The 22,144-nt window shown below is 71.6% G+C and carries 16 protein-coding genes; 3 read left to right on the forward strand and 13 right to left on the reverse strand.

Translation table 11 applies throughout. From position 1 onward, the window contains the following. A partial coding sequence (locus ACTWP8_RS35935) for a YbfB/YjiJ family MFS transporter (RefSeq protein ID WP_443326263.1) occupies positions 1-680 on the forward strand: 680 nt, incomplete at its 5' end. On the opposite strand, the gene ACTWP8_RS35940 is transcribed toward ACTWP8_RS35935, so the two are convergent. The 5 genes from ACTWP8_RS35940 to ACTWP8_RS35960 all read right to left on the reverse strand — a co-directional run bounded on the left by ACTWP8_RS35940 (position 655) and on the right by ACTWP8_RS35960 (position 9,243). After that, entirely contained in the window at positions 655-1,569 is a 915-nt protein-coding gene (locus ACTWP8_RS35940; RefSeq protein ID WP_443326264.1) for an esterase/lipase family protein, read from the reverse strand. The two genes, ACTWP8_RS35935 and ACTWP8_RS35940, sit on opposite strands and share 26 nt — an antisense overlap. 145 nt (positions 1,570-1,714) lie before the next feature. Then, the gene (locus ACTWP8_RS35945) at positions 1,715-2,719 is read right to left on the reverse strand and encodes a DNA polymerase Y family protein (protein ID WP_443326281.1); all 1,005 of its coding nucleotides are present in this window, start codon (positions 2,717-2,719) and stop codon (positions 1,715-1,717) included. 497 nt (positions 2,720-3,216) lie between these two features. After that, the gene (locus ACTWP8_RS35950; RefSeq protein ID WP_443326282.1) at positions 3,217-6,972 is read right to left on the reverse strand and encodes a DNA polymerase III subunit alpha; all 3,756 of its coding nucleotides are present in this window, start codon (positions 6,970-6,972) and stop codon (positions 3,217-3,219) included. Between the two features lie 168 nt (positions 6,973-7,140). Beyond that, positions 7,141-8,157 carry a DUF2278 family protein gene (locus ACTWP8_RS35955; RefSeq protein WP_443326265.1) on the reverse strand — a complete coding sequence of 339 codons (1,017 nt, stop codon included), beginning with the start codon at positions 8,155-8,157 and terminating at the stop codon, positions 7,141-7,143. 57 nt (positions 8,158-8,214) lie between these two features. Continuing rightward, positions 8,215-9,243, reverse strand: a complete 1,029-nt coding sequence (locus ACTWP8_RS35960; RefSeq protein WP_443326266.1) for an endonuclease/exonuclease/phosphatase family protein — start codon at positions 9,241-9,243, stop codon at positions 8,215-8,217. A 390-nt stretch (positions 9,244-9,633) separates the two neighbouring features. Here ACTWP8_RS35960 and ACTWP8_RS35965 point away from each other — a divergent pair, with 390 nt between their 5' ends. After that, positions 9,634-10,077 carry a subtilase-type protease inhibitor gene (locus tag ACTWP8_RS35965; RefSeq protein WP_443326283.1) on the forward strand — a complete coding sequence of 148 codons (444 nt, stop codon included), beginning with the start codon at positions 9,634-9,636 and terminating at the stop codon, positions 10,075-10,077. Positions 10,078-10,263: 186 nt separating this feature from the next. Here the strand turns inward: ACTWP8_RS35965 and ACTWP8_RS35970 are convergent, their stop codons facing one another. From ACTWP8_RS35970 to ACTWP8_RS35995, 6 genes are all read right to left on the reverse strand, one after another. Then, positions 10,264-11,334 (reverse strand): S1 family peptidase, encoded by a 1,071-nt coding sequence (locus tag ACTWP8_RS35970; protein WP_443326267.1) that lies wholly within the window; start codon positions 11,332-11,334, stop codon positions 10,264-10,266. Positions 11,335-11,671: 337 nt separating this feature from the next. Next, positions 11,672-12,709, reverse strand: a complete 1,038-nt coding sequence (locus tag ACTWP8_RS35975) for a slipin family protein (RefSeq protein ID WP_443326268.1) — start codon at positions 12,707-12,709, stop codon at positions 11,672-11,674. A 236-nt stretch (positions 12,710-12,945) separates the two neighbouring features. Then, entirely contained in the window at positions 12,946-13,848 is a 903-nt protein-coding gene (locus ACTWP8_RS35980; RefSeq protein ID WP_443326269.1) for a S1 family peptidase, read from the reverse strand. 256 nt (positions 13,849-14,104) lie between these two features. Further along, a complete protein-coding gene (locus tag ACTWP8_RS35985) occupies positions 14,105-14,560 on the reverse strand; it encodes a DUF1684 domain-containing protein (RefSeq protein ID WP_443326270.1) in 456 nt (151 codons plus the stop codon). Further along, entirely contained in the window at positions 14,550-15,899 is a 1,350-nt protein-coding gene (locus ACTWP8_RS35990; RefSeq protein ID WP_443326271.1) for an NtaA/DmoA family FMN-dependent monooxygenase, read from the reverse strand. The genes ACTWP8_RS35985 and ACTWP8_RS35990 overlap by 11 nt, the downstream gene beginning before the upstream one ends. Then, a complete protein-coding gene (locus ACTWP8_RS35995; protein ID WP_443326272.1) occupies positions 15,896-16,936 on the reverse strand; it encodes an LLM class flavin-dependent oxidoreductase in 1,041 nt (346 codons plus the stop codon). The genes ACTWP8_RS35990 and ACTWP8_RS35995 overlap by 4 nt, the downstream gene beginning before the upstream one ends. 1,120 nt (positions 16,937-18,056) lie before the next feature. On the opposite strand from ACTWP8_RS35995, the gene ACTWP8_RS36000 reads away from it, so the two are divergent. After that, on the forward strand, positions 18,057-18,500 hold the full coding sequence (locus tag ACTWP8_RS36000; RefSeq protein WP_443318720.1) for a cell division protein SepF: 444 nt from the start codon (positions 18,057-18,059) through the stop codon (positions 18,498-18,500). Positions 18,501-18,561: 61 nt separating this feature from the next. Here ACTWP8_RS36000 and ACTWP8_RS36005 read toward each other — a convergent pair whose 3' ends face one another. After that, a complete protein-coding gene (locus ACTWP8_RS36005) occupies positions 18,562-19,740 on the reverse strand; it encodes an acyl-CoA dehydrogenase family protein (protein ID WP_443326273.1) in 1,179 nt (392 codons plus the stop codon). A 175-nt stretch (positions 19,741-19,915) separates the two neighbouring features. Then, positions 19,916-21,622, reverse strand: a complete 1,707-nt coding sequence (locus tag ACTWP8_RS36010; protein ID WP_443326274.1) for an MFS transporter — start codon at positions 21,620-21,622, stop codon at positions 19,916-19,918. Positions 21,623-22,144 lie beyond the last annotated feature (522 nt).

Consider the following 22,144-nt stretch of genomic DNA (forward strand, 5'->3'; position numbering starts at 1 on the left):
CGGCAGCACGCGCGCGGACCGGCGGCTGTGAGCGCGCCGGGCTGCGCCGGTTCGCCCACCGCCGGGCAGCCGTGCCGCTCTTCCTCACCGCGCTGTCGTACGGGCTGGTCGGCGCGGTGTACTGGGCGTTCGCCGTCGAGGCGATCTCCCGCGAGGACGCGGGCGGCGGCACGCCCACGGCACCGCTGTTCTGGACCCTGATGGGCCTGGCGGGCACCGCGGGCGCGCTGACCGGTTACGTCATCGCGCGGTACGGCCTGCGCCGCACCCACGCCTGGCTGTTCACCGGCATCGCGGCCGCGGTCGCCCTGCTGGGCGCGGCGCCCGGCTCGCTGCCGGCCGTCGCGCTGTCCGCCGTGCTTTACGGCCCGTGTTTCATGGCCGGGTCGGGGCTGCTCGCGGTGTGGAGCTACCACGTCTTTCCCGAGCAGCCCTCGACCGGCTTCAGCGTGACGGTCTTCTTCCTGGGGCTGGGCACGGTCGCCGGTCCCGCGGTGCTCGGCGCCTGTGCCGACCGCTACGGGCTCCGGGCCGCGTTCCTCGTCACGGCCGCCGTCGCGGCCCTGACGCTGATGATCCGTCCGCCGGCGCGCGCGGCGGCGCGGATCACCGGCCGGGAGCCCCAGCGGCGCGCTCCTGCCGACCGGTTCGGCCTCAGCCGGTCGACCAGCAGCTCGTAGGCGTGGCGTGGGCCGGGTCGAGGGCGTTGGCGGTCTCGTGGAAGGCGAGCCGGTCGAGGAGTGCGATCGCCACGTGCTCCGACAGGTCGACCGGGCACAGGTCCTGGAGCACGACGTTGCGGACGTCGGGGCCCGAGAGGAACTGCGAGCTGTACGGCGTGACGACCTCGTCGTACTTGGTCGCGATGACGGTGTAGTGCACGCCGGGGACGGTGTCGCCGCCCTCGTTGAGCTTGCGCAGGAACTCCGATCCGGTGATCTGGTCGGTGAGGCTCGGGGCCATGCCGTCGATGGCGTCGTCCGCGCCGGGGAAGTAGTCGAGCAGCTGGGTGAACCCGTTCATGGTGGTGCCGTGGTTGGAGGGCGCAAGGCCGATCAGGGCGTGCACCTTCGCAGCGCCGCCCAAGAACTTGAGGTAGTAACGCGGCATCATGCCGCCCTGGCTGTGGCCGACCAGGTCGGCCTCGGGGGCTCCGGTCGCCGCCAGGACGCGGTCGACGTAGGCCGAGAGCTGGTCGGCCGAGTCCTCGATGGGGCCGAGGCCGTGGAAGAGGGGGACGCCGGGCAACTGGCCGTAGTCGAGGGAGAAGACGCAGTAGCCGCGCGCGACCAGATACGGGGCGAGGCCGAGCCAGTTGTCGGTCGCGTTGCCGAAGGTGCCGTGGACGAGGACCACGGGGCGGGGGTGGGCGGTGGACGGCTTGCAGGAGAAGTCGTTCCAGCCGCTGGACTTCGCGGCGGAGGCTGAGGCGGACGCGGACGCGCCGTCGGCCGGGGCGGACGCGGTGGCTGAAGCGGTGGCTGAAGCGGTGGTCAGGGCCAGTGCGGCGGTCAGCAGGGCGGCGGACAGGACGCGGAGTCCCCGCACCCGTTTCCAGGGCAGCTTCATGTGATCTCCTCGCGGGGGGTCAAACGGGCTGGGTCAACCCGTCTCCCTGTGATCCGGATCACAAGACAGCTGTTCTTGGTTCAAGTTACGGGCGAGTAGAGCTACTGGCCAGTCATATAGCGGTAAAGAAACCGACACATGACCTTCACGCGACGTCCCAATCGTTGGTCAAAGCCGAGGCGGGGCGGATCGCCGAGGCACCGAAGCGGGCACGCGCCCGGTCGGCCACGGCCTCGACGCGGCGGGACTTCTCGTCGGCGGCGTCGAACGTCAGCTGATGCGCGGCCAGTTCGGCGCCCGCCAGGTCCTCGGCCCGCAGCGATACCGCGCGCACCCGGGCCCGCTGGAGGGCGAGAGCGTCGTGCAGCGCGTACGCGGCGGCGGTCAGCGCCGGGCCGTGGGCGGTCGGTTCTGGCAGGGCGCGGGTACGTGTGGTCGTGGAGCGGTCGGCGTAACGGACGGTGAGCGTGAGCGCCCGGGCAACCTGGCTCTCCGTACGCAATCGGACGCCGAGTTCGTGCGCGAGCGTGAGCAGCGCGCGGCGCCGCGCGTCCGGGTCCAGCTCGTCGCGGTCGAAGCGGTGTTCCGCACCGATGGAGCGGGCGGGGGCGTTCGGGGTGACGGGGGTCGGGTCGATGCCGCGCGCCCGCTCGTGGACGCGCCGCCCGGCGGCCGCGCCGAGGATGCGCTGGAGGGTGGCCGGCGGTGCGGCCGCGATCCGCTCGACGCTGTCCAGGCCGTACGCGGCCAGGGTGCGGGCGGTCGCCTGGCCGACGCCGTGCAGCGCGGTGGCGGGTTTGCGAGCGAGGAAGTCGGCGACCGCGCCCGGGTCATCGGGGGCGGTGCGGATGGGGGCCGCGCCTGGCGCGGAGTCGTGGGCGGCCATCCTGGCGAGCAGCGGGTTGGCGGCGACGCCGATGGTGCAGTCGACGCCGTAGCGGGCGAGCGCACGGACCCGCACGAGCGCGGCGATCCCGGCCGCGTCGCGCCCGAAGTACCGCAGCGCGCCGCGGACGTCGACGAGCGCGGCGTCGGGCGGAAGCGCCTCGACGACGGGGCTGAACTCGCGGAGCAGCCCGAGAAGCCCTTCGTATGTGTCCGCCCCGAGCGCCTCTTCGGCCCCGGCACACCGGAACCGCACGTACAGCACGCGCGCGTGCGGCTCGGCGGCACGGTCGCCCGCCCCGCTCCCCGGCTTCCTGTCCGGCCGCCCCCGCCCGGCAGTCCGCACGCGCGCGTGCGCCTCAGCGGCACGCTCACCTGCCGTCGGCCGAGAGCTCGCCGGGCTTCCGGCGTGCGTGCCGGGCGCCGGGCGCTCGGCGTGCGCGCCCGCGTCGGCAGGCTGCCGGCCGGTGGCTGCCGAAAAGCCGAGGCGCGGTGCGGCCGCACGGAACGCGCCTTCGGCGGTGGCCACCACCTCGGCTGCCGAGAGGTCCCGGGCCCGCGGCGCCCTCGCCGCCGGACTGGTCGCCGGAGAACCCGTGCGGAGGAAGGCCACGTCTCCGGCTTCGGCCGGCACACGTGCCGACGGGTCCTTCGCCAGGCCCGAGTTCAGGGCGAGCGCGGTCGCGACCGCCAAGCGGTCCGGGGCGGCGGACGGGCCGACGCGGGTCCGTTCCGGTGCGCGGAGACGCGGAGCGGCGGCGGTCATCGTCCTGCGCTCCCCGGGCTGGAGTGCCACAGCTTGCGGCCCGTGGGGGTGCCCTCGCCCGCGGGGCGGAGGTCCGCCCAGGGGTGCATCTCGTAGCCGGTGGGCATGCGGATGCGCCGGCCGTTCGTAGCGTCCGCGGCGTCCTCGGCACCCGCATCGTCCGCGTCGCCGGACGGGGCGGCGGGCTCCTGAGCCGAGTCGCCGTCCGCGCTCGGCCCGCCGCCGGGGCCCGCGGCCGCCAGGCGGGCCGCGACCGCGTCCAGGCCGCCCTCGCGGCGCAGTTCCGCGAGCTCGGCGAGGTTCCAGGCCGCCGCGCCGACCACGCTGAGGCTGCGCGGCCCGCGCCGCTGGACCACTCCCCGTACGAGCAGCAGCCAGGAGTGGAAGACCGTGTGCGCGCAAGCCTCATGGCTGTCGTCGAAGAAGGCCAGGTCGACCAGGCCCGTGCCGTCGTCGAGGGTCGTGAAGATGACCCGGCGGCCGGAGCGGACCGGCGGGGTCTGCGTAGCGGCCTTGGCACCGGCGACGAGCACCGTCTCACCGTGCCGCGCGTCGCCGAGACGCCGCGCCGGGATCACGCCGAGCTCCTCGAGGAACTCCCGGTGGTCGCCCATGAGATGGCGGGAGGTGTCCATGCCGAGCACGTTCAGCTCGGCGCCGAGGCGCTCGGACGCGTCGAGGTCCGGGAGCCCCAAGGGTTCCGCGACATCGGCTCCCGTGGCTCCCGTGCCTCCCTCGGCTCCCGTCCCCGCGTCCAGCGGCAGCTGCCCTGCGTGTGCCCCGCCCCTGGGCGCCCGCTGCCGCCGGTGCAGTTCGGCGATGTGCAGCAGCAGGTCGCGGCGGTTGTCCCCGAAGGCGTCCAACGCGCCGACCTGGGCGAGCCGTTCTGCGACCGGCCGCCCCGGCCGCGCGCGCAGCCACAGGTCCTGGAGCGAGGCGTACGGCTGCCCGTCCGCGATCCGCTCCGTCCCGGCCTCACTGATGCCGTGCACCTCGGAGAGCGCAAGCCGTATGCCCCACTTGCTCTCTGGAGCATCCCCTGAAGTGCCCCCTGCAGCACCTTCTGAAGTCTCCTCAGAAATATCCCTTGATGCGGCTTTATCGCCAGACACCAGTTCGATTAGATAAGCGGCGCCCGACCGGTTCACATCCAGCGGCAGGATCGGCACCCCGCGCCGCCGCGCGTCCGCGAGCAGCAGCCGCTTCGGGTACATCCCGGGGTCGTGGGTGAGCAGCCCCGCATAGAAGGCGGCCGGGTGGTGGGCCTTCAGCCAGGCGGACTGGTATGTCGGCACGGCGAAGGCGACGGCGTGCGCCTTGCAGAAGCCGTACGAGCCGAACGCCTCGACGATCTCCCAGGTGCGCGCGAGCACTTCGGGCTCATAGCCCCGCTTGCCCGCCTCCTCCCAGAACCAGGCCCGCACCCGCCCCTGCCGCTCCGGGTCCGACAGCGCCCGGCGCGCCTCGTCCGCGCGGCCCCGCCAGCAGCCGGTCATGATCCGCAGGATCTCGATGATCTGCTCGTGGAAGACCACGACGCCGTACGTCTCGCTCAGCACGCCCTCCAGATCCGGGTGCGGATAGCGCGGCGCCTTCCGCCCGTGCCGCCGCTCGATGAACGGCCGCACCATGTCCGCCGCGACCGGGCCCGGCCGGAAGAGCGAGATGTCGACGACGAGGTCGTGGAAGGTGCTGGGCTGCAGTCGCCCGATCAGATCGCGCTGGCCGGGCGACTCGATCTGGAAGCAGCCGAGCGTCTCGGTGGAGCGGATCAGGTCGTACGTCGCGGGGTCGCCCGGCGGCACCGTGGCCGGGTCGTCCAGGTCCACCCGCTCCCCCGTGGCCCGTTCGATCTCGGCCACGGCGTGCGCCATCGCGGACTGCATCCGCACCCCGAGGACGTCCAGCTTGAGCAGCCCGAGTTCCTCGACGTCGTCCTTGTCGAACTGCGACATCGGGAAGCCGTCTCCGCTGCTCGCGACGACGGGCGTACGGGCGTGCAGCGAGGCGTCGGACAGCAGCACCCCGCAGGGGTGCATGGCGATGCCGCGGGGCAGCCCGTCGAGCGCCTCGACCAGCTCCCACAACTTGCCATGACCGAAACGTTCCTGTGCGGCACCCTGCTCGGTCCGCGCGGCCTGCCCGGCCCGCTCGGCCTGTTCCGCCTGCGCGGCCTGCTCCGCGGCGACCGCGCGCAGCTCCGGCAGCTCCGCGAGCGCGGCCCGCGCGTCACGGGCGCGGATGTGCGGGAACGCCTTGGCCAGCCGGTCGACTTCGGCCGGGTCCATGCCGAGGGCCGCGCCCACATCCCGTATGGCGTGCCGTACGCGATAGGTCTCGGGCATCGCGACGGTGGCGACCCGCTCGGCCCCGAAGCGGTCGAAGATCGCGCGGTAGACCTCGAGCCGCCGCGCCGACTCGACGTCGATGTCGATGTCGGGCAGCACGCGCCGGTCCCTGGACAGGAAGCGCTCCATCAGCAGTCCGTGCTCCACGGGGTCGGCGTGCGCGATGCCGAGCAGGTGGTTGACCAGGGAGCCGGCGCCGGAGCCGCGGGCGGTGACCCGGATGCCGAGCGCGCGGGTGTCGTCGACGACCTGGGCGACAGTGAGGAAGTACGAGGCGAAGCCGTGGAACGCGATGATGTCCAGCTCCTCCTGCAACCGCTCCCAGCGCCTCCGGTCGCGGTCGTAGCCGCGCAGCACCATGGCGGCGGCGCAGCGGGAGGCCAGGGCGCGGTCGGCGGTCCGCCGCTCCGCGCCCACCAGGTGCGGCTCGGGGAAGTGCACGCTGCCGAGCCCGAGGTCGTCCTCGGGGTCGACGAGGCACTCGGCCGCGGTCCGCAGGGTCTCCTCCAGCAGGCGATGCGCGGCGTCCCGTCCGAAGCCCGCGGCCTCGGCGACCCGCTCGGCGATGCGCGCCATGTCCCGGGCGCCCTTGAGCCAGCGCTCGCCGGTATCGAGGGTGTCGGGCTTGCGCGGGTCGATGGGGACGAGGCGGCGGGCGGAGTCCAGCACGTCGGCGACCGGGCCCTGGCGCGGGTCGGCGTAGCGGACGGCGTTGGTCAGCACGGCCCGTACGCCCTGGTCCGCGGCGAATCCGACGGTGCGGGCGGCGAGCCGCAGCGAGCCGGGGCCCGTGCCCTTGCGCCCGTGGTGCACGGCTTCCAGGCGGAGGGCATCGCCGTGGATCTCCCGCCAGGGTTCGAGCAGCCGCGCTGCCCGGTCGGGGCGGCCCGCGGCGAGGGCGCGGCCGACGTCGGAGTCGGGGCCGAGCAGCACGGTCAGCCCACTCCCACTCCCACCGCTGCTCCCATTGGCGCTGTCCGCGGACTTCTCCAGGTCCGCCCAGTCCAGTACGGGCCGCTCGGCCTCGGTGTCCGCGTGGGCGGCGGAGATCAGACGGCACAGGGCGGCCCAGCCGACTGAGCCGTCGCGGGCGAGGAAGACCACGCGGGGCGCGGACTCGTCGATGAACGCTCCGCCGCGCACCGGCGTGCGCCTGCGTGACGTACGCCCTCGGGCGTCCTCCACCCGCTCCCCTATGGCCAGTTCTGTACCGAACAGCGGCCGGACTCCGGCCTTCGCGCACGCCTTGGCGAACCGGACGGCCCCGGCGAGCGTGTCCCGGTCCGTCAGCGCCACGGCGTCCATGCCGCGCTCCGCGGCACGCCAGGCCAGCATCTCCGGGTGCGCGGCGCCATACCGCATGGAGAACCCGGAGACGGTGTGCAGATGCGTGAATCCGGGCATCCGCACCTCCTGTCGCTCGCCCACCCCCTGGCCGAATCCTTTCGCTTTCCCACCCCTAACCATAGACCAAGCCTCGAACATCCGTACGACCAGATACGGGCGGCTCGCCGCCGGAGCTCCTCGTACGCCCGGTGATCTTCCAGGGAACGGATCTTCCTCTGGCGCGCCTCAGAACGTGACCGTCCACCCTTCGCGCCGAGCCTGCTCCGACGTGTAAGCCACGCCGTGGACCTTGAGCCCGGACGGATCGAGCAGCGTGACCGCTCCGCCGTTGTTGCCAAGGTGGAACCCGTCGCCGTCGCCGCCGCCCGGCACGGCGATCGTGGCGCCCGGGTCGAGCATCCGCTCAGGCAGCGGCAGCATGCGCGACTCCGCGTCGGCGAGGTGCCAGCCCATCAGGTTGACCGGGGCCGGGGAGGCGTTGACCAGCGTGACGGTCTCGGCCTCGGGGGCGGGACCGGCCGGGTTGATGAGCGCGGCCACGATGCGCAGAGGTGCATCACCGTAAGCGGGCCTGCGCGGTGCGGTCTCGATGGCGTGGCCGGTGGTGTCGTCGGTGTGCCAGGCCTGGGACTGGAAGGCCAGGAATACGGCGACCCAACGCGATTCGGCGGGCAGGTGCAGCATCAGTCCGCCGTCCTGCCAGACCCCGTCGTCGGCACGGAACCGCCCGGTGTTGCCCTGGTTCATGTGAACGTCGTGCACGCCGTTACCGGGCAGGAATCCGAAGATCTTGTCGCGGCGGACCGATTCGGGCCCCCATCGCTGCCCGAATACGTACACGGCGACCATGGGATCCGCGATGGCTCGCCCCACGTAGTGGTCCAGCAGATCGGCCAGGTCGTTGTCCACGCCCGGCACGTCGGGTGGCAGCGGCCGCATCGAAGTCGGAACGAACAGATTCCCGCGGATGAAGTCCAGGCTGGCCGTGCCCGGCTGCGACGGCAGTGGCGTCCATCCGCTGGCGGCCGGCGGGAGGAGCTGTGTCACCGGATGGCGGAAATCGCCGTCGGCGATGAACAGCAGCTCGGACGGGGCCTGCTGGGACTGGACGTTGATAGCCGCCCGGTAGGCGGTACCGGCGCTGTCGGTGAGATGTATTTGGTAGTGCGGAGTGTCGGCAGCTCCCTCGCGGCGCCGTCCAATGGCGCGGCAGGCCAGTACACCGTAGGAATCGAGTGGCATGGGTCCTCCGAAAACGCGGCGCTGTGCCCGCGCAAAGCAGGTGCACGGACGAGGGAGCTAGAACTCGAGCACCACCCAGGCGGGATCGTGATCGCTGCCGTCACCGCCGTGCCGGGTGCGCCGGTCGATGAACGCGCCCTTCTGACGCGGCGCGAGGCGCGGACCGAGCCAGATCTGGTCGAAGAGCTCGTACTTGGCGGGCCGGCCGGCCTCCTTGAACCTGTGCGTCCACGCTCCCGAGGGCGGCGGGGGCGGAGTGTCGGGCTTGGGCTCGCGCGTCTCGACCGGCTGGGCCAGTCCATCGGTCACGTCCAGGTCGGCGGAGTCGGCGAGGGCGGCGAGAGTCGGTGCATCCGGAGTGTCGTTCATATCGCCCACCACGACGAAACGCCCGTCCGAGCGGCTGCGCTCGGCGAGTATCCGGGCGATGGTCTCCGTCTGCTGCCGCCGGCGGGTGTCGGCGGCGGCCTTGCCGGCCTCAGGATCCTCCCCGGGTTCGACGAACTGGCTCTTGAGGTGATTGTTGAAGAGGGTGAAGAGGCGCCGGCTCGGGTCGCGCGGGTCCAGGACTTCCACTTCCAGCAGGTCCCGGCTGAAGACTCGCTTGTCCGGCAGCTCGGGGTGGACGGCGTGCTGCCAGGAAGTGACCGGGCCCAGCGGGAATTTCGACAGCAGGGCCAGATCGATCAGCCGGGGATCGTTGCCCTCGATGAGCGACAGATGAGGGTAGGAGCCGCCGAGTTGCTGTGCGGCGAAGAACCGCAAGGTGTCGATGTCCTCGACCTCTTGGACCGCCAGCACATCGAGGTCCATACGGGAAATCCGTTCGGCGATCAATTTCTGATCGTCGGCCTCCTTCCCCTTGACCAGCTTTCCTTTGTAGGTGCGGATACGCACCTGCTCCGGGTCCTCGAAGACATAACTGGCGGTCAGCCCACCGCCGGGCTCGGTCGGTTGAATCGCCGATATCTCCGCTCGGAAGTTGAACCGCGAAAACAGGTTGTTGAGGTTGAACGTTCCCACCGTCACGTCCATATCGACCTCCGCTACGGCCTTGGGGACGGAGCTCAGCGGCCATACGTCCATCGTGATCCCGGACCTCCGACGCGGCATCTGGATCACTGCTGGAGCAGGTGCCGGGACGACGGCGGCACGACGGGAAGCACGGAAGCACGGCAGGAAGAGGGACACGCCGGTGGGGACCGGCGGTTTCCGGTCGAGATGGGGCGGCCAGGGAACCTCGCGAAGCCACATTTGCGCAGGCCGGAAGGAAGTTTTTACTTGAACCAGGGAATTTTGTCCACATACTGGACGGGCGCGCCTGCGGCCACGCACCACCTCCGACCTGCCCGAATATACATTCGGCCACGGTGAGTTCGCAGATCACGACCGGAAGTGACCGATCGACGTGCGTTCACCGTTCGCATGAGCAAGACTCCCGTCCGGTATCTGCACCTGCGAACAAGGGAGTTCGATATGCGGTACACCGTACGGGCGTTGGGAGCGGTCGCCGCTCTGACCGTCGGGTGGCTGGCGGGTACGAGCGGAGTGGCACAGGCCGGGACCGTGGAAGCGGACTCGCTCTACTCCCCGTCGGCCCTGGTGCTCACCGTCGGCAAGGGCGAGGACGCCACGACGGCCTCGGTACAGCGGGCCGTACTGCTGAACTGTGCTCCCAGGCCGGGCGGGACGCACCCGGCCGCCGCGCAGGCGTGTAAGGAACTCCGCGCTGTCGACGGGGAGTTCGCGGCGCTGGCCGGGGACGGCGGCCAGGGCCGGATGTGTACGAAGATCTGGGACCCGGTGGTGGTCACCGCGGACGGGGTCTGGGAGGGCCGCAGAGTCTCCTGGTCCTACACCTTCGCCAACGCATGCGTGATGGAGGGGGGCATGCAGGGCGGCGCCGTCTTCGCCTTCTGACCTGACATGCGACCGCGGCCCCCGGACACTGTGGGGGTGCCCGGGGGCCGCGAGCCCCGCCGCTGTCGGGCGTCAAGCTGATGTGCGGAGGCCGGGTTGGCTCAGCCGGGTCGGCTCAGCAGAAGTCGCGAAGTCGCGAGTCGCGTCAGCCGAGTTGCCTCGGCCGAGTTCCTCAGCCGACGCGCGTCAGCCGATCTGCGCCCCGAAGACCTCGAGCGCCTCGGGCACCGGCTGGAAGTAGGTCTCGCCGCCGGACGAGCAGTCGCCGCTGCCGCCGGAGGTGAGACCAAGCGCCGTGTCACCCGCGAAGAGCGAGCCGCCGCTGTCGCCCGGCTCGGCGCAGACGTTGGTCTGGATCAGACCGTTGACCGTGCCCTCCGGGTACGTGACGGAGGCGTCGACCGCCAGGACCTCGCCGTCGTGCAGCTGGGTGGTGCTGCCGCTGCGCTGCACCTGCTGGCCGACGGTCGCGTCTCCCGCCTTGCTGATCGCCTGCGCACTGCCGTTGTAGAGGTTGACCTCGCTCGGGTGGTCCACCTCCGATGTGTACGTCGCCAGGCCGTAGTCGTTGTCCGGGAAGCTGCCGTCCGTGGTGGTCGCGACCTCCGAGCCGCCCTCGGAGTCGGACCAGCTCGGGATGGCCTCGGTGCAGTGACCCGCCGTCAGGAAGGCCGGCTGGCCGTTCACGGTGACGTTGAAGCCCAGCGAGCAGCGCCCGCCCGAGCCCCAGATCGCGTCACCACCGGCGATCTTGGTGGTGAACTTCCCCTTGCTCTGCTTCAGTACGGCCTTGCCGTCCTGCGCCGCGATCTGCTTCTTCAGCTCCGCCAGCTCGGCGCCCTTGACCGTGCTGTCGGCGGTGACGACGACCTTGTTGGTCTTCACGTCCACCGCACGGGCGGTGCCCGTTACATCCTTCGCGGTGAGGGTGTCCTTGACGGAGTCGAGCTGGGCCAGCGTGTTCCTGACGAGCTTCGCCTCTGCGCCCTTCGCGCGAACCTGCTGGGCCGCCGCCTCGTTCACCACGTTGACCACGAGCTTCTTGGCGCCGGCGTCGTAGTACGACCCGGCGGTGTCGGCTCCCAGATCGGAGGCGAGCGTGGACGCGAGCTTCCCCGCTGCGGTGGACGTGAGCGTGTCCACGCTGGGGGTGGTTGCGGCGTTGGCGTTCGACAGTGCGAACGCGGTGGCGACGACAGCCGCCGCTCCAGCCGCTGCGACGGCCGTGCGGCGCTTGGAAATACGTCGGTGCTTCAAGTCGAGACCTCCAGTGGGGGGTTGGGCCCGCTGTGGGGAGCGTCGGCCCGGAGGACGTATGCAGCTGTACCGAACGAGGACGTGACTCCCGCGCGACACCGCTTCGCGTCGGCCGCTCGCGGTTCGCATTACAAGTCGCGTCCATGCCAAAAGGCCAAGTGCGCCGCAGAGTATTCCGAGGTTCGGGGGTGGTGCACAAGACCGAGTTCAGGTCCTCGTACGCCAAAACCGGTGCGCCCCCTCACGAAGGGGGCGCACCGGTAGCGGCGCACGTCAGATCGGCGTACGGGCTCCTAGGACGGCGGGAGTTTCAGCGCGGGGCGGTGGATACGTCCGGCTACGCCTGTCCGGTAATCGACTCTCCGGTTCCGGATTCCGATGGCCCGTCGCCCGCCGGGCGGCCGCCGTCGCCGTACGGGGCGGTGGCCGGAGACTCCAGTGCCTCCTGCTCGGGCTCCGGACCGAGCTCCGGCTCAGGCCTCAGCTCGGGCTCCAGCTCGGGCCCGGGTCCCAGATCGGGCTCCACCCCGGGCTCCAACCTGGGCTCCGGTTCCGATTCCGGCTCCGGTTGCTGTCGCGAATCCGGCGCTGCCTGCACCGAGGGGTGCTGCGGGCCCTCGTGGGCGCGCTCCAGGAAGCGCAGCAGCTCCACCGGGATGGGCAGCACCAGCGTGGAGTTCTTCTCCGCGGCTACGGCCATCACGGTCTGCAGCAGACGGAGTTGGAGCGCGGACGGTGTGTCGGCCATCTGCGCGGCCGCCTGGCGCAGCTTCTTCGAGGCCTGGAACTCGGCGTCGGCGTTGATGACGCGGGCGCGCCGCTCGCGGTCGGCCTCCGCCTGGCGGGCCATTGACCGCTTCATCGTCTCCGGCAGCGACACGTCCTTGATCTCGACCCGGTCGACGGTCACGCCCCACCCGAGCGCCGGGCTGTCGATCATCAGCTCCAGGCCCTGGTTGAGCTTCTCGCGGTTCGACAGCAGATCGTCCAGCTCGCTCTTGCCGATGATCGAGCGCAGTGAGGTCTGCGCCATCTGCGAGACCGCGAACCGGTAGTCCTCGACGTTGACGACCGCATCGGCGGCGTCCACGACCTTGAAGTAGACGACGGCGTCCACGCGCACCGTCACGTTGTCCCGGGTGATGCCCTCCTGAGCGGGCACCGGCATCGTGACGATCTGCATGTTCACTTTGCGAAGCCGGTCCACGCCCGGAATGATCATGGTGAACCCCGGCTCGCGCACGTGCGGCATGAGCCGTCCGAGGCGCAGGACGACCCCGCGCTCGTACTGCTTGACCACCCGGGCCGCCGCCATCACGTAAACCGCGCCGCAGGAGAGAGTGGCGACCCCCGCTGTGACGAGCTCCTCGACCATCACGGCCACCTGCCGTCCGTATCGCGAGTGATGCCCGCGCCCGGGCATCCGGGCCCCATATGGGGTCTGATCTCCACGATAGTCCCGCCCAGATCGGGCCGGGAGGGCCTGGGAAGGCCCCGGGAAGGGGGCGGCGGCCGACGGGCGCCCGCCGACCGCCGCCCAAGATCAGCAAGTGATCATCAGGGGCCGAGCAGAGGCTGAGCAGAAGGGCTCAGCGGAGGCTCAGCACAAGATCAGTAGACGCTCACGCCGTAGGCGCTCAGCGCCTCGGTGACCGGCTGGAAGTAGGTCGTACCGCCGGAGGAGCAGTTGCCGCTGCCGCCGGAGGTGAGGCCGATCGCCCGGCTGCCGGAGTAGAGCGGGCCGCCGCTGTCGCCCGGCTCCGCGCAGACGTTGGTGCGGATGAGGCCGTAGACGATATCGCCGCCACCGTAGTTGACCGTGGCGTTCAGGCCGGTGACCGTGCCGCTGTGGGTGCCGGTGGTGCTGCCGCGCCGGGACACGGACATGCCAACAGTGGCGTTGGCGGCGCTGGTGATGTCCACGCTGCCGACGGTGCCGGGGTGGCTGACCGCGGAGTTGCTGTAACGGACCAGGCCGTAGTCGTTGCCGGGGAAGCTCGAGCCGGCCGTCGGGCCGACGAGGGTGGTGCGGGCGGAGTTGGTGTACCAGCTGCCCGCGCCGTCGGTGCAGTGCCCGGCCGTGAGCAGGTAGTACGTGCTGCCACTGCGCACGTTGAAGCCCGCGGAGCAGCGCCAGCTGCTCGCGTAGATGGCGTCGCCGCCGGAGAGGAGCTTGCTGAGCTTGCCGGGGGTGCGTTCGATCCGGATCGCTCCGGAATTGGTCCCCGCCTGCTGCCTGATCTTGGTGATCTCGGCCTGCGAGACCGTGCTGTCGGCGGTGACGACGAGGGTGTTCGTCTTGGTGTCGACATGCCACGCGGTGCCCGCCACGTCAGCGGCGAGCACCGCGTCACCTGCGTCCGAGAGCTGCCGCGCGCTGTAGGTGGGAGCCGGGGGCTCGGCGCTGGCAGTCGGGACGGCGAGCGCCGTGGCGGCGGCGAGGCCGGACGCCACGGCGATCAGCCGCATACGTCTCGCCGCTCTGGTATGGGGGGTAGTGCGCTTGATCCTCACTTCTTCCTCCAAAGGGGAATCGGGGGTCCGCTTGGGTGGGCAGGCCCGTGAGGCGCAGCCGGAGAGCACGCCCGTCCGGAATCACACCGGATACCGGACACGTCGTGTTCCTGACAAGTGCGCTGTGGGGGGAGTATTCGGCGGCCGGGCCCGGAGCCGCAAGGGCGCCTTTCGGCCGTGATCCGCGCACACCGAAGGCCCCGGCGGCCCATGACCGCCGGGGCTCCGCGTCGCGCCCGGCCGGGGCTTCGACGCGTCACCGCGCCTGCTTGTTCCGCTCCCCCGCCGCGACAGCGAAGCCAGGCGTGTTGCCGGGCGGCGGGAACGGACGGATGAAGTGCTCGGTGAAGGCGCGCGGCGGAAGCACCGCGCGAGGGACATCCAAGGTCACCGAGGTGTCCGCGGTCGGCGCAGCCGCCCGCGGAAAGCGAAAGCGGAAGCTGCTGCTTCCGCTCGTTCCTCCCCCAGCCTTCGGCTGGGAGATGTCCCCAGCGAAGACGGTCCAGAGCGATCTGTCGTGATCCACGACCTCCTCGCCCCGAGCCGTCCAGCGGCCGAGGATGTCCGGAATCCGACTGTCCGGAACGTCGGCCTGCCAATAAGTCCCGGTGAGGGAAGCGGTGAGGGAAGGCGGGCCGTACGGCGCCGAGACCGTCTCGGCGCGGTGCTCGTGCCGCGCCTTCCACTGCTGCTCTGCGTCGTCATCGCTCATGGTGCCGACCCTTCCATACGGGCGCGGAGAGCCCCAGGTGATCGCGGAGGGTCCGGCCCTCGTACTCCGCCCGGTACGCGCCGCGCTCCTGGAGCAGCGGCACTACGCGGTCCACGAATTCGTCGAGCCCGCCGGGCGTGAGGTGGGGCACGAGGATGAATCCGTCCGCTGCGTCCGTCTGGATGAACTCGTCGAGCTCGGCGGCGACCGAGTCCGGGGTCCCGATGAAGGACTGCCGCCCCGTCGTCTCGATGACCGTCTGCCGGATCGACAGCCTCTTCGCCTCGGACAGCGCCCGCCATTTCGCGGCGATGCCGCCCGGGTCTCCGACCCGCACCCTGCCCTGGGCGAGCTGCGCATCCGGGTCCGGGTCGACGTCGGGCAGCGGCCCGTCCGGGTCGTACGCGCTCAGATCCCGGCCCCAGATCTGCTCGAGGGCGACGATCGCGGTCTGCGGGGAGACCTGCTGACTGCGGATCTCGGCGGCCTTCTCCTGTGCCTCGGCCGCGGTGTCGCCGAGGACGAAGGTCACCCCGGGCATGATCTTGAGGTCGCCGGGCTGCCGCCCGTACGCGGCGAGCCGCCGCTTGACGTCGGCGTAGAAGACGCGGCCCGCCTCGAGAGTGCCGTGCCGGGTGAAGATCACGTCGGCGGCGGAGGCGGCGAACTCGCGCCCCTCGTCGGAGTCCCCCGCCTGGATGACGACGGGGTGGCCCTGCGGGCTGCGCGGGACGGTGGTGGTGCCCTCGATCGAGAAGTGCTCGCCGTGGTGCCTGAACGGGCGCGGCTCGCCGGCCGCCCCTGGAGAGTCGGGCGTCCAGGAGTCCCACAGCTCGCGGGCGGTGGCGACGAATTCGGCGGCCCGCGTGTAGCGATCGGCCCGGTCGAGGTAGCCGCCGCACCGGAAGTTCTCCCCGGTGAACGCGTCGGAGGAGGTGACGACGTTCCACCCGGCACGGCCTCCGCTGAGGTGGTCGAGGGAGGCGAGGCGGCGGGCGAGCTCGTACGGCTCGTTGAAGGTCGCGTTGACCGTGGCGGCCAGGCCGATCCGGTCGGTGACCGCGGCAAGGGCGTTCAGCACGGTGATCGACTCGGGCCTGCCGACCACGTCGAGGTCGTGGATGAGCCCCTTGTGCTCGCGCAGCCGCAGCCCCTCGGCGAGGAAGAAGTAGTCGAAGAGGCCGCGCTCGGCGGTGTGCGCGAGATGCTCGAAGGAGGAGAAGTCGATCTGGCTGCGGCTGTGGGGATTCGCCCAGACCGTGGTGCTGTTGACGCCGGGAAAGTGGGCGGCGAGATGGATCTGCTTCTTGGTGTGCCTGCGGTGGTTGCCGTCGGTCATGCGGCTGTTCCCCCTGTGCGTGCGTAGCGGTTGACCGGGCGGGTCAGGCCCAGGTGGTCACGGAGTGTGGTGCCCGGATAGAAACGGCGCAGCAGCCCGCGGTGCTGGAGTACGGGCACGGTGCCGTCGACGACCCGGGCGAGGTCGCGTGGCGCATCGGCCGGGCGCAGATGGAAGCCGTCGGCGGCGCCCGCCGCGTGCCAGTCGCCGATCCGGTCGGCGAGCTCCACGGCGTCCGCGGTCGTATGGAGTTCCACGGGCAGCGAGGCGAGTACGGTCAGCCGGGCCGGGTCCCGCCCGAACTCCCGGGCCCGCTCGCGCAGTTCCTCGCCGACCACGCGCGCCGAGCCGGGGTCGGCGGCCCGTACGAAGGCGACGTCCGCGTACCGGGCGGCGGCCTCCCGCGGTGGTTCCGCGGTGACGTCGACGACGGTCACCGGGTGGCCCTGAGGCGGGCGCGGCACGATCGACGGGCCGCGGACCGCGAAGGTCGCGCCCTGGAAGTCGACGTAGTGCAGCTTGTCGCGGTCGATGAAGCGGCCTGTCGGCACGTCGCGTATCTCGGCGTCGTCCTCCCAGCTGTCCCACAGCCGGGCGGCGACGTCGGCGACCTCGCCCGCCTCCCGCCAGAGCGCACCCGCGGGCGCGGCCGGGCGGCGGCCGAACAGCCTGGCCTCAGCCTCGGTCGTCGACACGTCGACGGTCCAGCCGGCCCTGCCGCGGCTCACCCAGTCCAGGGTCGCGACGGAGGTGGAGACGTGGAAGGGCTCGGTGTGGGTGGTGGTGACGGTCGGCACGAGGCCGATCCGCTCGGTGGCGGGGGCGACCCGGGCGAGCACGGCGAGCGCGTCGAGGCGACCGGCCGCCCGGCCCCGGCGCGAAGTCCGCCCCGGGGCCGCGAAGCCGTCGTCGAGGGTGACGAAGTCGAGCGTGCCGCGCTCGGCGAGCCGCGCGAGCTCCACGTAGTACGAGGCCTCGTACTGCCCGGGGCCGTCGATGGCGGCCGCGAGATGGAGCGGTCGGGCGAGAGCGGGCATGGTTCCCTGCCTTTCGTGGGGGGCAGCGCGCGACAGGAGAGGTCGCACAGAGACGTGAGCAGAGCCCGGGCGGCGGCGTCGTTCCGCCGGAACGCGGGCGTGCAGGTACGGCGCGGGTTCCGCGGGAACGCGAGCGCGGGTACGGGGGGCGAGTGCCCCGCGGCGAGTTCGGGCGGCAGCGTGACGGTCAGCGTGCCGCCGCAGGCGCCGTACGCCCAGTCGGCGAGCGAGGGCGATGCCAGCGGCCTGGATGGGCCGTTCGCACGGCTGCGTCGTTCAAGGGCATGCGCGAAGGCTCCGTCGATGCTTCAGGTCGAACACGGGTGGCGCCTTCACACAGCCGCACCCCTCAGCACGGCCAGGGACCGAGGCTATGCCTCGCGCAGGGCTCACTGTCAAGGCGGTCCGGACTGTGAGCCAATGGACTCAGGGCAGTTGACGTGAAATACGCATGCCTGTTCCACTTGGGCCATGCATGCATGGCAACGGCTGGTCACGCGCAACCACATCGACTTCGGTCGGGTGTGGTCGTCGTCCTGTTCGCGCTGACCCCCTGCCGCTGAGCCGATCCGGCCCTGCCCCGGCCGTATGCCGGTGACCCCAGGGACGGCCACGGCAGCCTCAGCACACCGGCCTGCCCCGCGCCTTCACACACAGCGCGTCCTCGCGCTCCTCCCCTCCCCTCGCTCCACCCCTGCAGCGCGGTCAGCAGCCGTCGCAGGGGCAGCAGCAGTCGCAGCCGCTGCGGATGGGCCATCCTCCCCCAGCTGACGCTGGGGGTGCCCCAGCGTGTGCAGCCCCTCCGACAGCCGGTGCCGGCACGGCCTCACTATTCCGAACAACGTTCCCCCTGTACGTCCGACGCGGAGCGACGGGCATCGTACCGGGGACGGCCTGTTCACCCGTACGACCCCCGCGTCCCCCATCCGGCCAGCGGCATCCGAGGTAGCACACCGTCAGCAGCCGTACACAGCAGGAACTCTGATGTTCCAACATTCGTTCTGCACCAGTACCGTCACGAAACCCATGTGCGAGTGGTATCCCCTTGGCGCATCCGCCGCATCATGGACGACCATAGAGAGGCGGGACGCACAGACCGCGTGTGAGAGAGGAGGCGTCCATGGGATCGGTGCGCAAGGCGAGCGCCTGGCTGGGCCTCGTCGACGACCACGACGACGACCGCTACTACGACGACGAGTACGGCGAGGAGTCCGGGCAGCAGCAGCCGAAGGACGCCTGGGTGACCGACCCGCGTGTGCGGGTGGCCGCCGAGACGGCCCAGGAGGAGGGCAGCCGGATCGCCACCGTCACCCCGGACGGCTTCCGCGACGCCCGCGGAATCGGCGAGCTCTTCCGGGACGGCGTCCCGGTGATCGTGAACCTTACGGCCATGGAGCCCACCGACGCCAAGCGCGTGGTGGACTTCGCCGCCGGGCTGACCTTCGGGCTGCGCGGTTCCATCGAGCGGATCGCCACCCGGGTCTTCCTGCTCACCCCCGCCGACTACCAAGTGGTCAGCGGCGACGCCGGCCGCTCCGCGGACGGCTTCTTCAACCAGAGCTGACGGCAGGGCCGCTCACCGCGCCCCCTCCCCGCTCCCCGCCTTCATCTGAATCCCACGGCATTCACCTGAAGGCTTCGATCCCGGTGAGCGCCTTGCCCAGCACGAGTTGGTGCATCTCGACCGTGCCCTCGTACGTGAGCACGGACTCCAGATTGGTCGCGTGCCGCATCACCGGGTACTCCAGCGAGATCCCGTTGGCCCCCAGGATCGTCCGGGCCGTGCGGCAGATCTCGATCGCTTCCCGTACGTTGTTGAGCTTGCCGAAGCTGACCTGCTCGGGCCGGAGCTTCCCGGCATCCATCCGCCGCCCCAGGTGGTGGGCGAGCAGGATGCCCTTGTGCAGCTCGACCGCCATGTCCGCGAGTTTGGCCTGAGTGAGCTGGAAGCCGCCGATGGGCCTGCCGAACTGCTCGCGGGTCTTCGCGTACTCGACCGCTGTCTCGAAGCAGGTGCGCGCCGCGCCCATCGCGCCCCACACAATGCCGTAGCGGGCGTGGTTGAGGCAGCCCAGCGGCCCGCGCAGCCCGGTGGCCTCGGGGAGGACGGCGTCGGCGGGGAGGCGGACGGCATCGAGGATGAGTTCGCTGGTGACCGAGGCCCGCAGCGACCACTTGTGCTTGATCTCGGGCGCGGAGAAGCCGGGGGCGTCGGTGGGGACGACGAAGCCTCGGATGCCGTCGTCGGTGCGGGCCCACACCACCGCCACTCCGGCCACCGAGCCGTTGGTGATCCACATCTTGCGGCCCGTCAGGACCCAGTCGGAGCCGTCGCGCTTGGCGTACGTGCGCATGCCTGCCGGGTCGGAGCCGTGGTCGGGCTCGGTCAGCCCGAAGCAGCCGATGACCTCGCCTGCCGCCATCCGCGGCAGCCAGTGCTGCTTCTGCTCCTGGGAACCGAAGCGGTGGATGGCGTACATGGCGAGGGATCCCTGCACGGAGACCAGGGAGCGGATGCCGGAGTCGGCGGCCTCCAGCTCGAGGCAGGCGAGGCCGTACTGCACGGCGCTCGCGCCCGCGCAGCCGTAGCCCTCGAGGGACATGCCCAGCGCGCCGATGGAGCCGAGCTCGCGGGCGAGTTCGCGGATGCCGGGCAGCTCACCGCGCTCGTACCAGCCGGCGATGTCCGGCAGTACGCGGTCGGCTGCCCACTGCCGTACGGTGTCGCGCACCGCGAGGTCCTCGGCGCTGAGCAGGTCGTCGAGGCCCAGCGGATCCCGGGGGTCGAACGGCGGCGCGGACATGGGTCCTCCTGGGGGCGCCTCCCAGCGGCAGCTGGGGGAGATCATTTGCGGCTCGGGCCCGACGCTACGACCAGGCGGGGTCTCCCGTCCAGAGCGCTGCCGTGCCCTTCCCGGCGCCCGTCGGAGCGCCGCCCCGGGCACCCCACGGACACGGCGGACACCGGGCGAAAATGCTTCAGCCGGAGCTCTCCGCGCCGACACCGGCGCGGGTGCGGGTCTGCTGCCCGGGGATGGCACCGTCCGGGCTCGTCATGGCCGCGCGGCTCCGGCTGCTCCCGCGCGGGGCCCGCTCAGGCTGCGGGGCCGACGCGTAGTCCTCGCCGCACTCCATGACCCGCGGCAGCCGCAGCGCGGCGAACGCGCCGAGCAGCAGCAGGGCGGCGCTCGCGATGAGCGTGACGTGCAGGCCGTGGACGAAGGCGTCGCGGGCAGCGTCGCGCAGGGCGGTGCCGGCGGGCCCGCCGAGCCGGCGTGCCACCTCGTACGCCTCGCCGAGCGAGTGGCCTGCCGCGCCGCTCGCCGCGGACGGCACGCCGGGCACCGTGGACACACCGGGCGTGTAGGCGGCGTTCATGACGCTGCCCAGCAGCGCGATGCCGATGCCCGCGCCGAGCTGGTAGGAGGTCTCGCCGATCGCGGCCGCGCCGCCGGCCTGCTCGGCGGGGGCCTCGCTCAGCATCGACTCGTACGCGCCGAACAGCGTGGTCTCCAGGCCGAAGCCGAGCAGCAGGAAGGCGACGGTGAGCAGCGCGGGCCGGTCGTACTGGCCCATGAAGGTCAGCGAGAGCACGGCGGCGGCGGTGAGCGAGAAGCCGAGGGCGACCATGATGCGCGGGCCGAAGCGCTGGAGCATGCGGGAGCCGAGGAGCCCGGCGGCCATCGCGGCGACGGTGAGCGGGACCATGCGCAGCCCGGTTTCGAGCGGGGAGAGCCCGAGGACCAGCTGGAGGTACTGGGTCGCGATCAGCTGGAGGCCGACCAGCGCGAGCATGGCGAGGACGATGCAGCCGACGGAGGTGCCGAAAGCGGGCCTGGCGAACATCCGCAGATCGACGAGCGGGTGCGCACGGCGGCGCTGGCGCCGTACGAAGAGCACGAGCAGCGCGGCGCCGACGAGCAGTGGGCCGAGGGTGACCGGGTGGAGCACGGCCTCGCCGCCGCCCGCCCGCTTCACACCCAGCACGACGCCGAAGAGCCCGAACGCGGCCAGCAGCGCGCCGAGTACGTCCCAGGGGCCGTTGCGGTCCCCGGTGGACTCGGGCAGCAGCCAGCGGCCGATCGGCAGGATGACCGCCATCAGCGGGATGTTGACGAGAAAGACCGAGCCCCACCAGAAGTGCTCGAGGAGGAAACCGCCGAGCAGCGGTCCCACGGCCGCGCCGACCGCGGCGACCGCGCTCCAGATGCCAATGGCGAGGGCCCTCTCGCGCCGGTCGGGGAAGACCTGGCGGAGGATCGACAGCGTGGCGGGCATGATCATCGCGCCGCCGACGCCGAGGAGGGCGCGGGCCGTGATGAGGACGTGCGGGCTGTCGGCGCAGGCGGCGAGGGCGGAGGCGACACCGAAGAGGCCGTAGCCGAGCAGCAGGATGCGACGGCGTCCGACGCGGTCGCCGAGTGTGCCGAAGAGGATGAGGAGGGACGCGGCGACGAGCGGATACGCGTCGACGATCCACAGCAGCTCTATCGCGCCGGGGCGGAGGTCCTCGGTGACGGCGGGAACCGCCACGTGCAGGACGGTCGCGTCGAGCGCGACGAGCAGCAGGCTGACGCAGAGGACGACGAGCACGGCCCAGCGGTTGCCGCCTCCGCCGACCGCGCTGCGCCGATGCCGGGGAACGTCCGCCGGCCGTGGGTCGCTGGCCGTGGTCGTTCCGGACATGTACGCACCTCCCAGTCTGCGCTCGCGGTCGGACGGGCCCCTGGAGCGGACTGCGGCTCTGGCAGGCCCAGTATCGAAAGCGAGTGAGCCGCCAGGGTACGCGAGTCGGGGCGCACAGAACGTGGCCCGGCTCACCTTTGTCAACCACGACACATCGCCTTCCCCGCGTACATTCGGGCGATGCCTACCCACAGATGGCCTGAGATGCGCGGAGCGTGACGGCTGAGGGGGTGTGCGCGGGGCGCGGGAGCGGATACTCCCGGTGCGCTCCCGGTGTGCTCCCGGTCGCCAAGACGCACAGCGAAGCCCGAGGTCATGGCCGTGATCGCAGCAGCGGTGCCGGTATACCGAAGCGCGCCCGCAATGCGGACCGCGAAACATGTCGGCGAATTCCGGGCCACGCACAGGTAAACGCCGCGGCCATCGCACGGGAGAGTGCCAGGCAATAAGTCCCGGGAAATTCACCCAGCAGCCACCCGGGTTTTGTCGGAAGGGCCTCGAAAGGGGGTTGTGGAAAGGCTC

This window comes from Streptomyces sp. 7N604, assembly GCF_052245475.1.
Classification (GTDB): Bacteria; Actinomycetota; Actinomycetes; order Streptomycetales; family Streptomycetaceae; genus Streptomyces.

What these genes read in the sequence shown, in the direction of transcription:
- ACTWP8_RS35940 (WP_443326264.1), bottom strand. Translation starts at nt 1,569, where the DNA reads ATGAAGCTGCCCTGGAAACGGGTGCGGGGACTCCGCGTCCTGTCCGCC.
- ACTWP8_RS35950 (WP_443326282.1), bottom strand. Translation starts at nt 6,972, where the DNA reads ATGCCCGGATTCACGCATCTGCACACCGTCTCCGGGTTCTCCATGCGG.
- ACTWP8_RS35955 (WP_443326265.1), bottom strand. Translation starts at nt 8,157, where the DNA reads ATGCCACTCGATTCCTACGGTGTACTGGCCTGCCGCGCCATTGGACGG.
- ACTWP8_RS35960 (WP_443326266.1), bottom strand. Translation starts at nt 9,243, where the DNA reads ATGGACGTATGGCCGCTGAGCTCCGTCCCCAAGGCCGTAGCGGAGGTC.
- ACTWP8_RS35965 (WP_443326283.1), top strand. Translation starts at nt 9,634, where the DNA reads ATGCGGTACACCGTACGGGCGTTGGGAGCGGTCGCCGCTCTGACCGTC.
- ACTWP8_RS35975 (WP_443326268.1), bottom strand. Translation starts at nt 12,709, where the DNA reads ATGGTCGAGGAGCTCGTCACAGCGGGGGTCGCCACTCTCTCCTGCGGC.
- ACTWP8_RS35985 (WP_443326270.1), bottom strand. Translation starts at nt 14,560, where the DNA reads ATGAGCGATGACGACGCAGAGCAGCAGTGGAAGGCGCGGCACGAGCAC.
- ACTWP8_RS35990 (WP_443326271.1), bottom strand. Translation starts at nt 15,899, where the DNA reads ATGACCGACGGCAACCACCGCAGGCACACCAAGAAGCAGATCCATCTC.
- ACTWP8_RS35995 (WP_443326272.1), bottom strand. Translation starts at nt 16,936, where the DNA reads ATGCCCGCTCTCGCCCGACCGCTCCATCTCGCGGCCGCCATCGACGGC.
- ACTWP8_RS36000 (WP_443318720.1), top strand. Translation starts at nt 18,057, where the DNA reads ATGGGATCGGTGCGCAAGGCGAGCGCCTGGCTGGGCCTCGTCGACGAC.
- ACTWP8_RS36005 (WP_443326273.1), bottom strand. Translation starts at nt 19,740, where the DNA reads ATGTCCGCGCCGCCGTTCGACCCCCGGGATCCGCTGGGCCTCGACGAC.
- ACTWP8_RS36010 (WP_443326274.1), bottom strand. Translation starts at nt 21,622, where the DNA reads ATGTCCGGAACGACCACGGCCAGCGACCCACGGCCGGCGGACGTTCCC.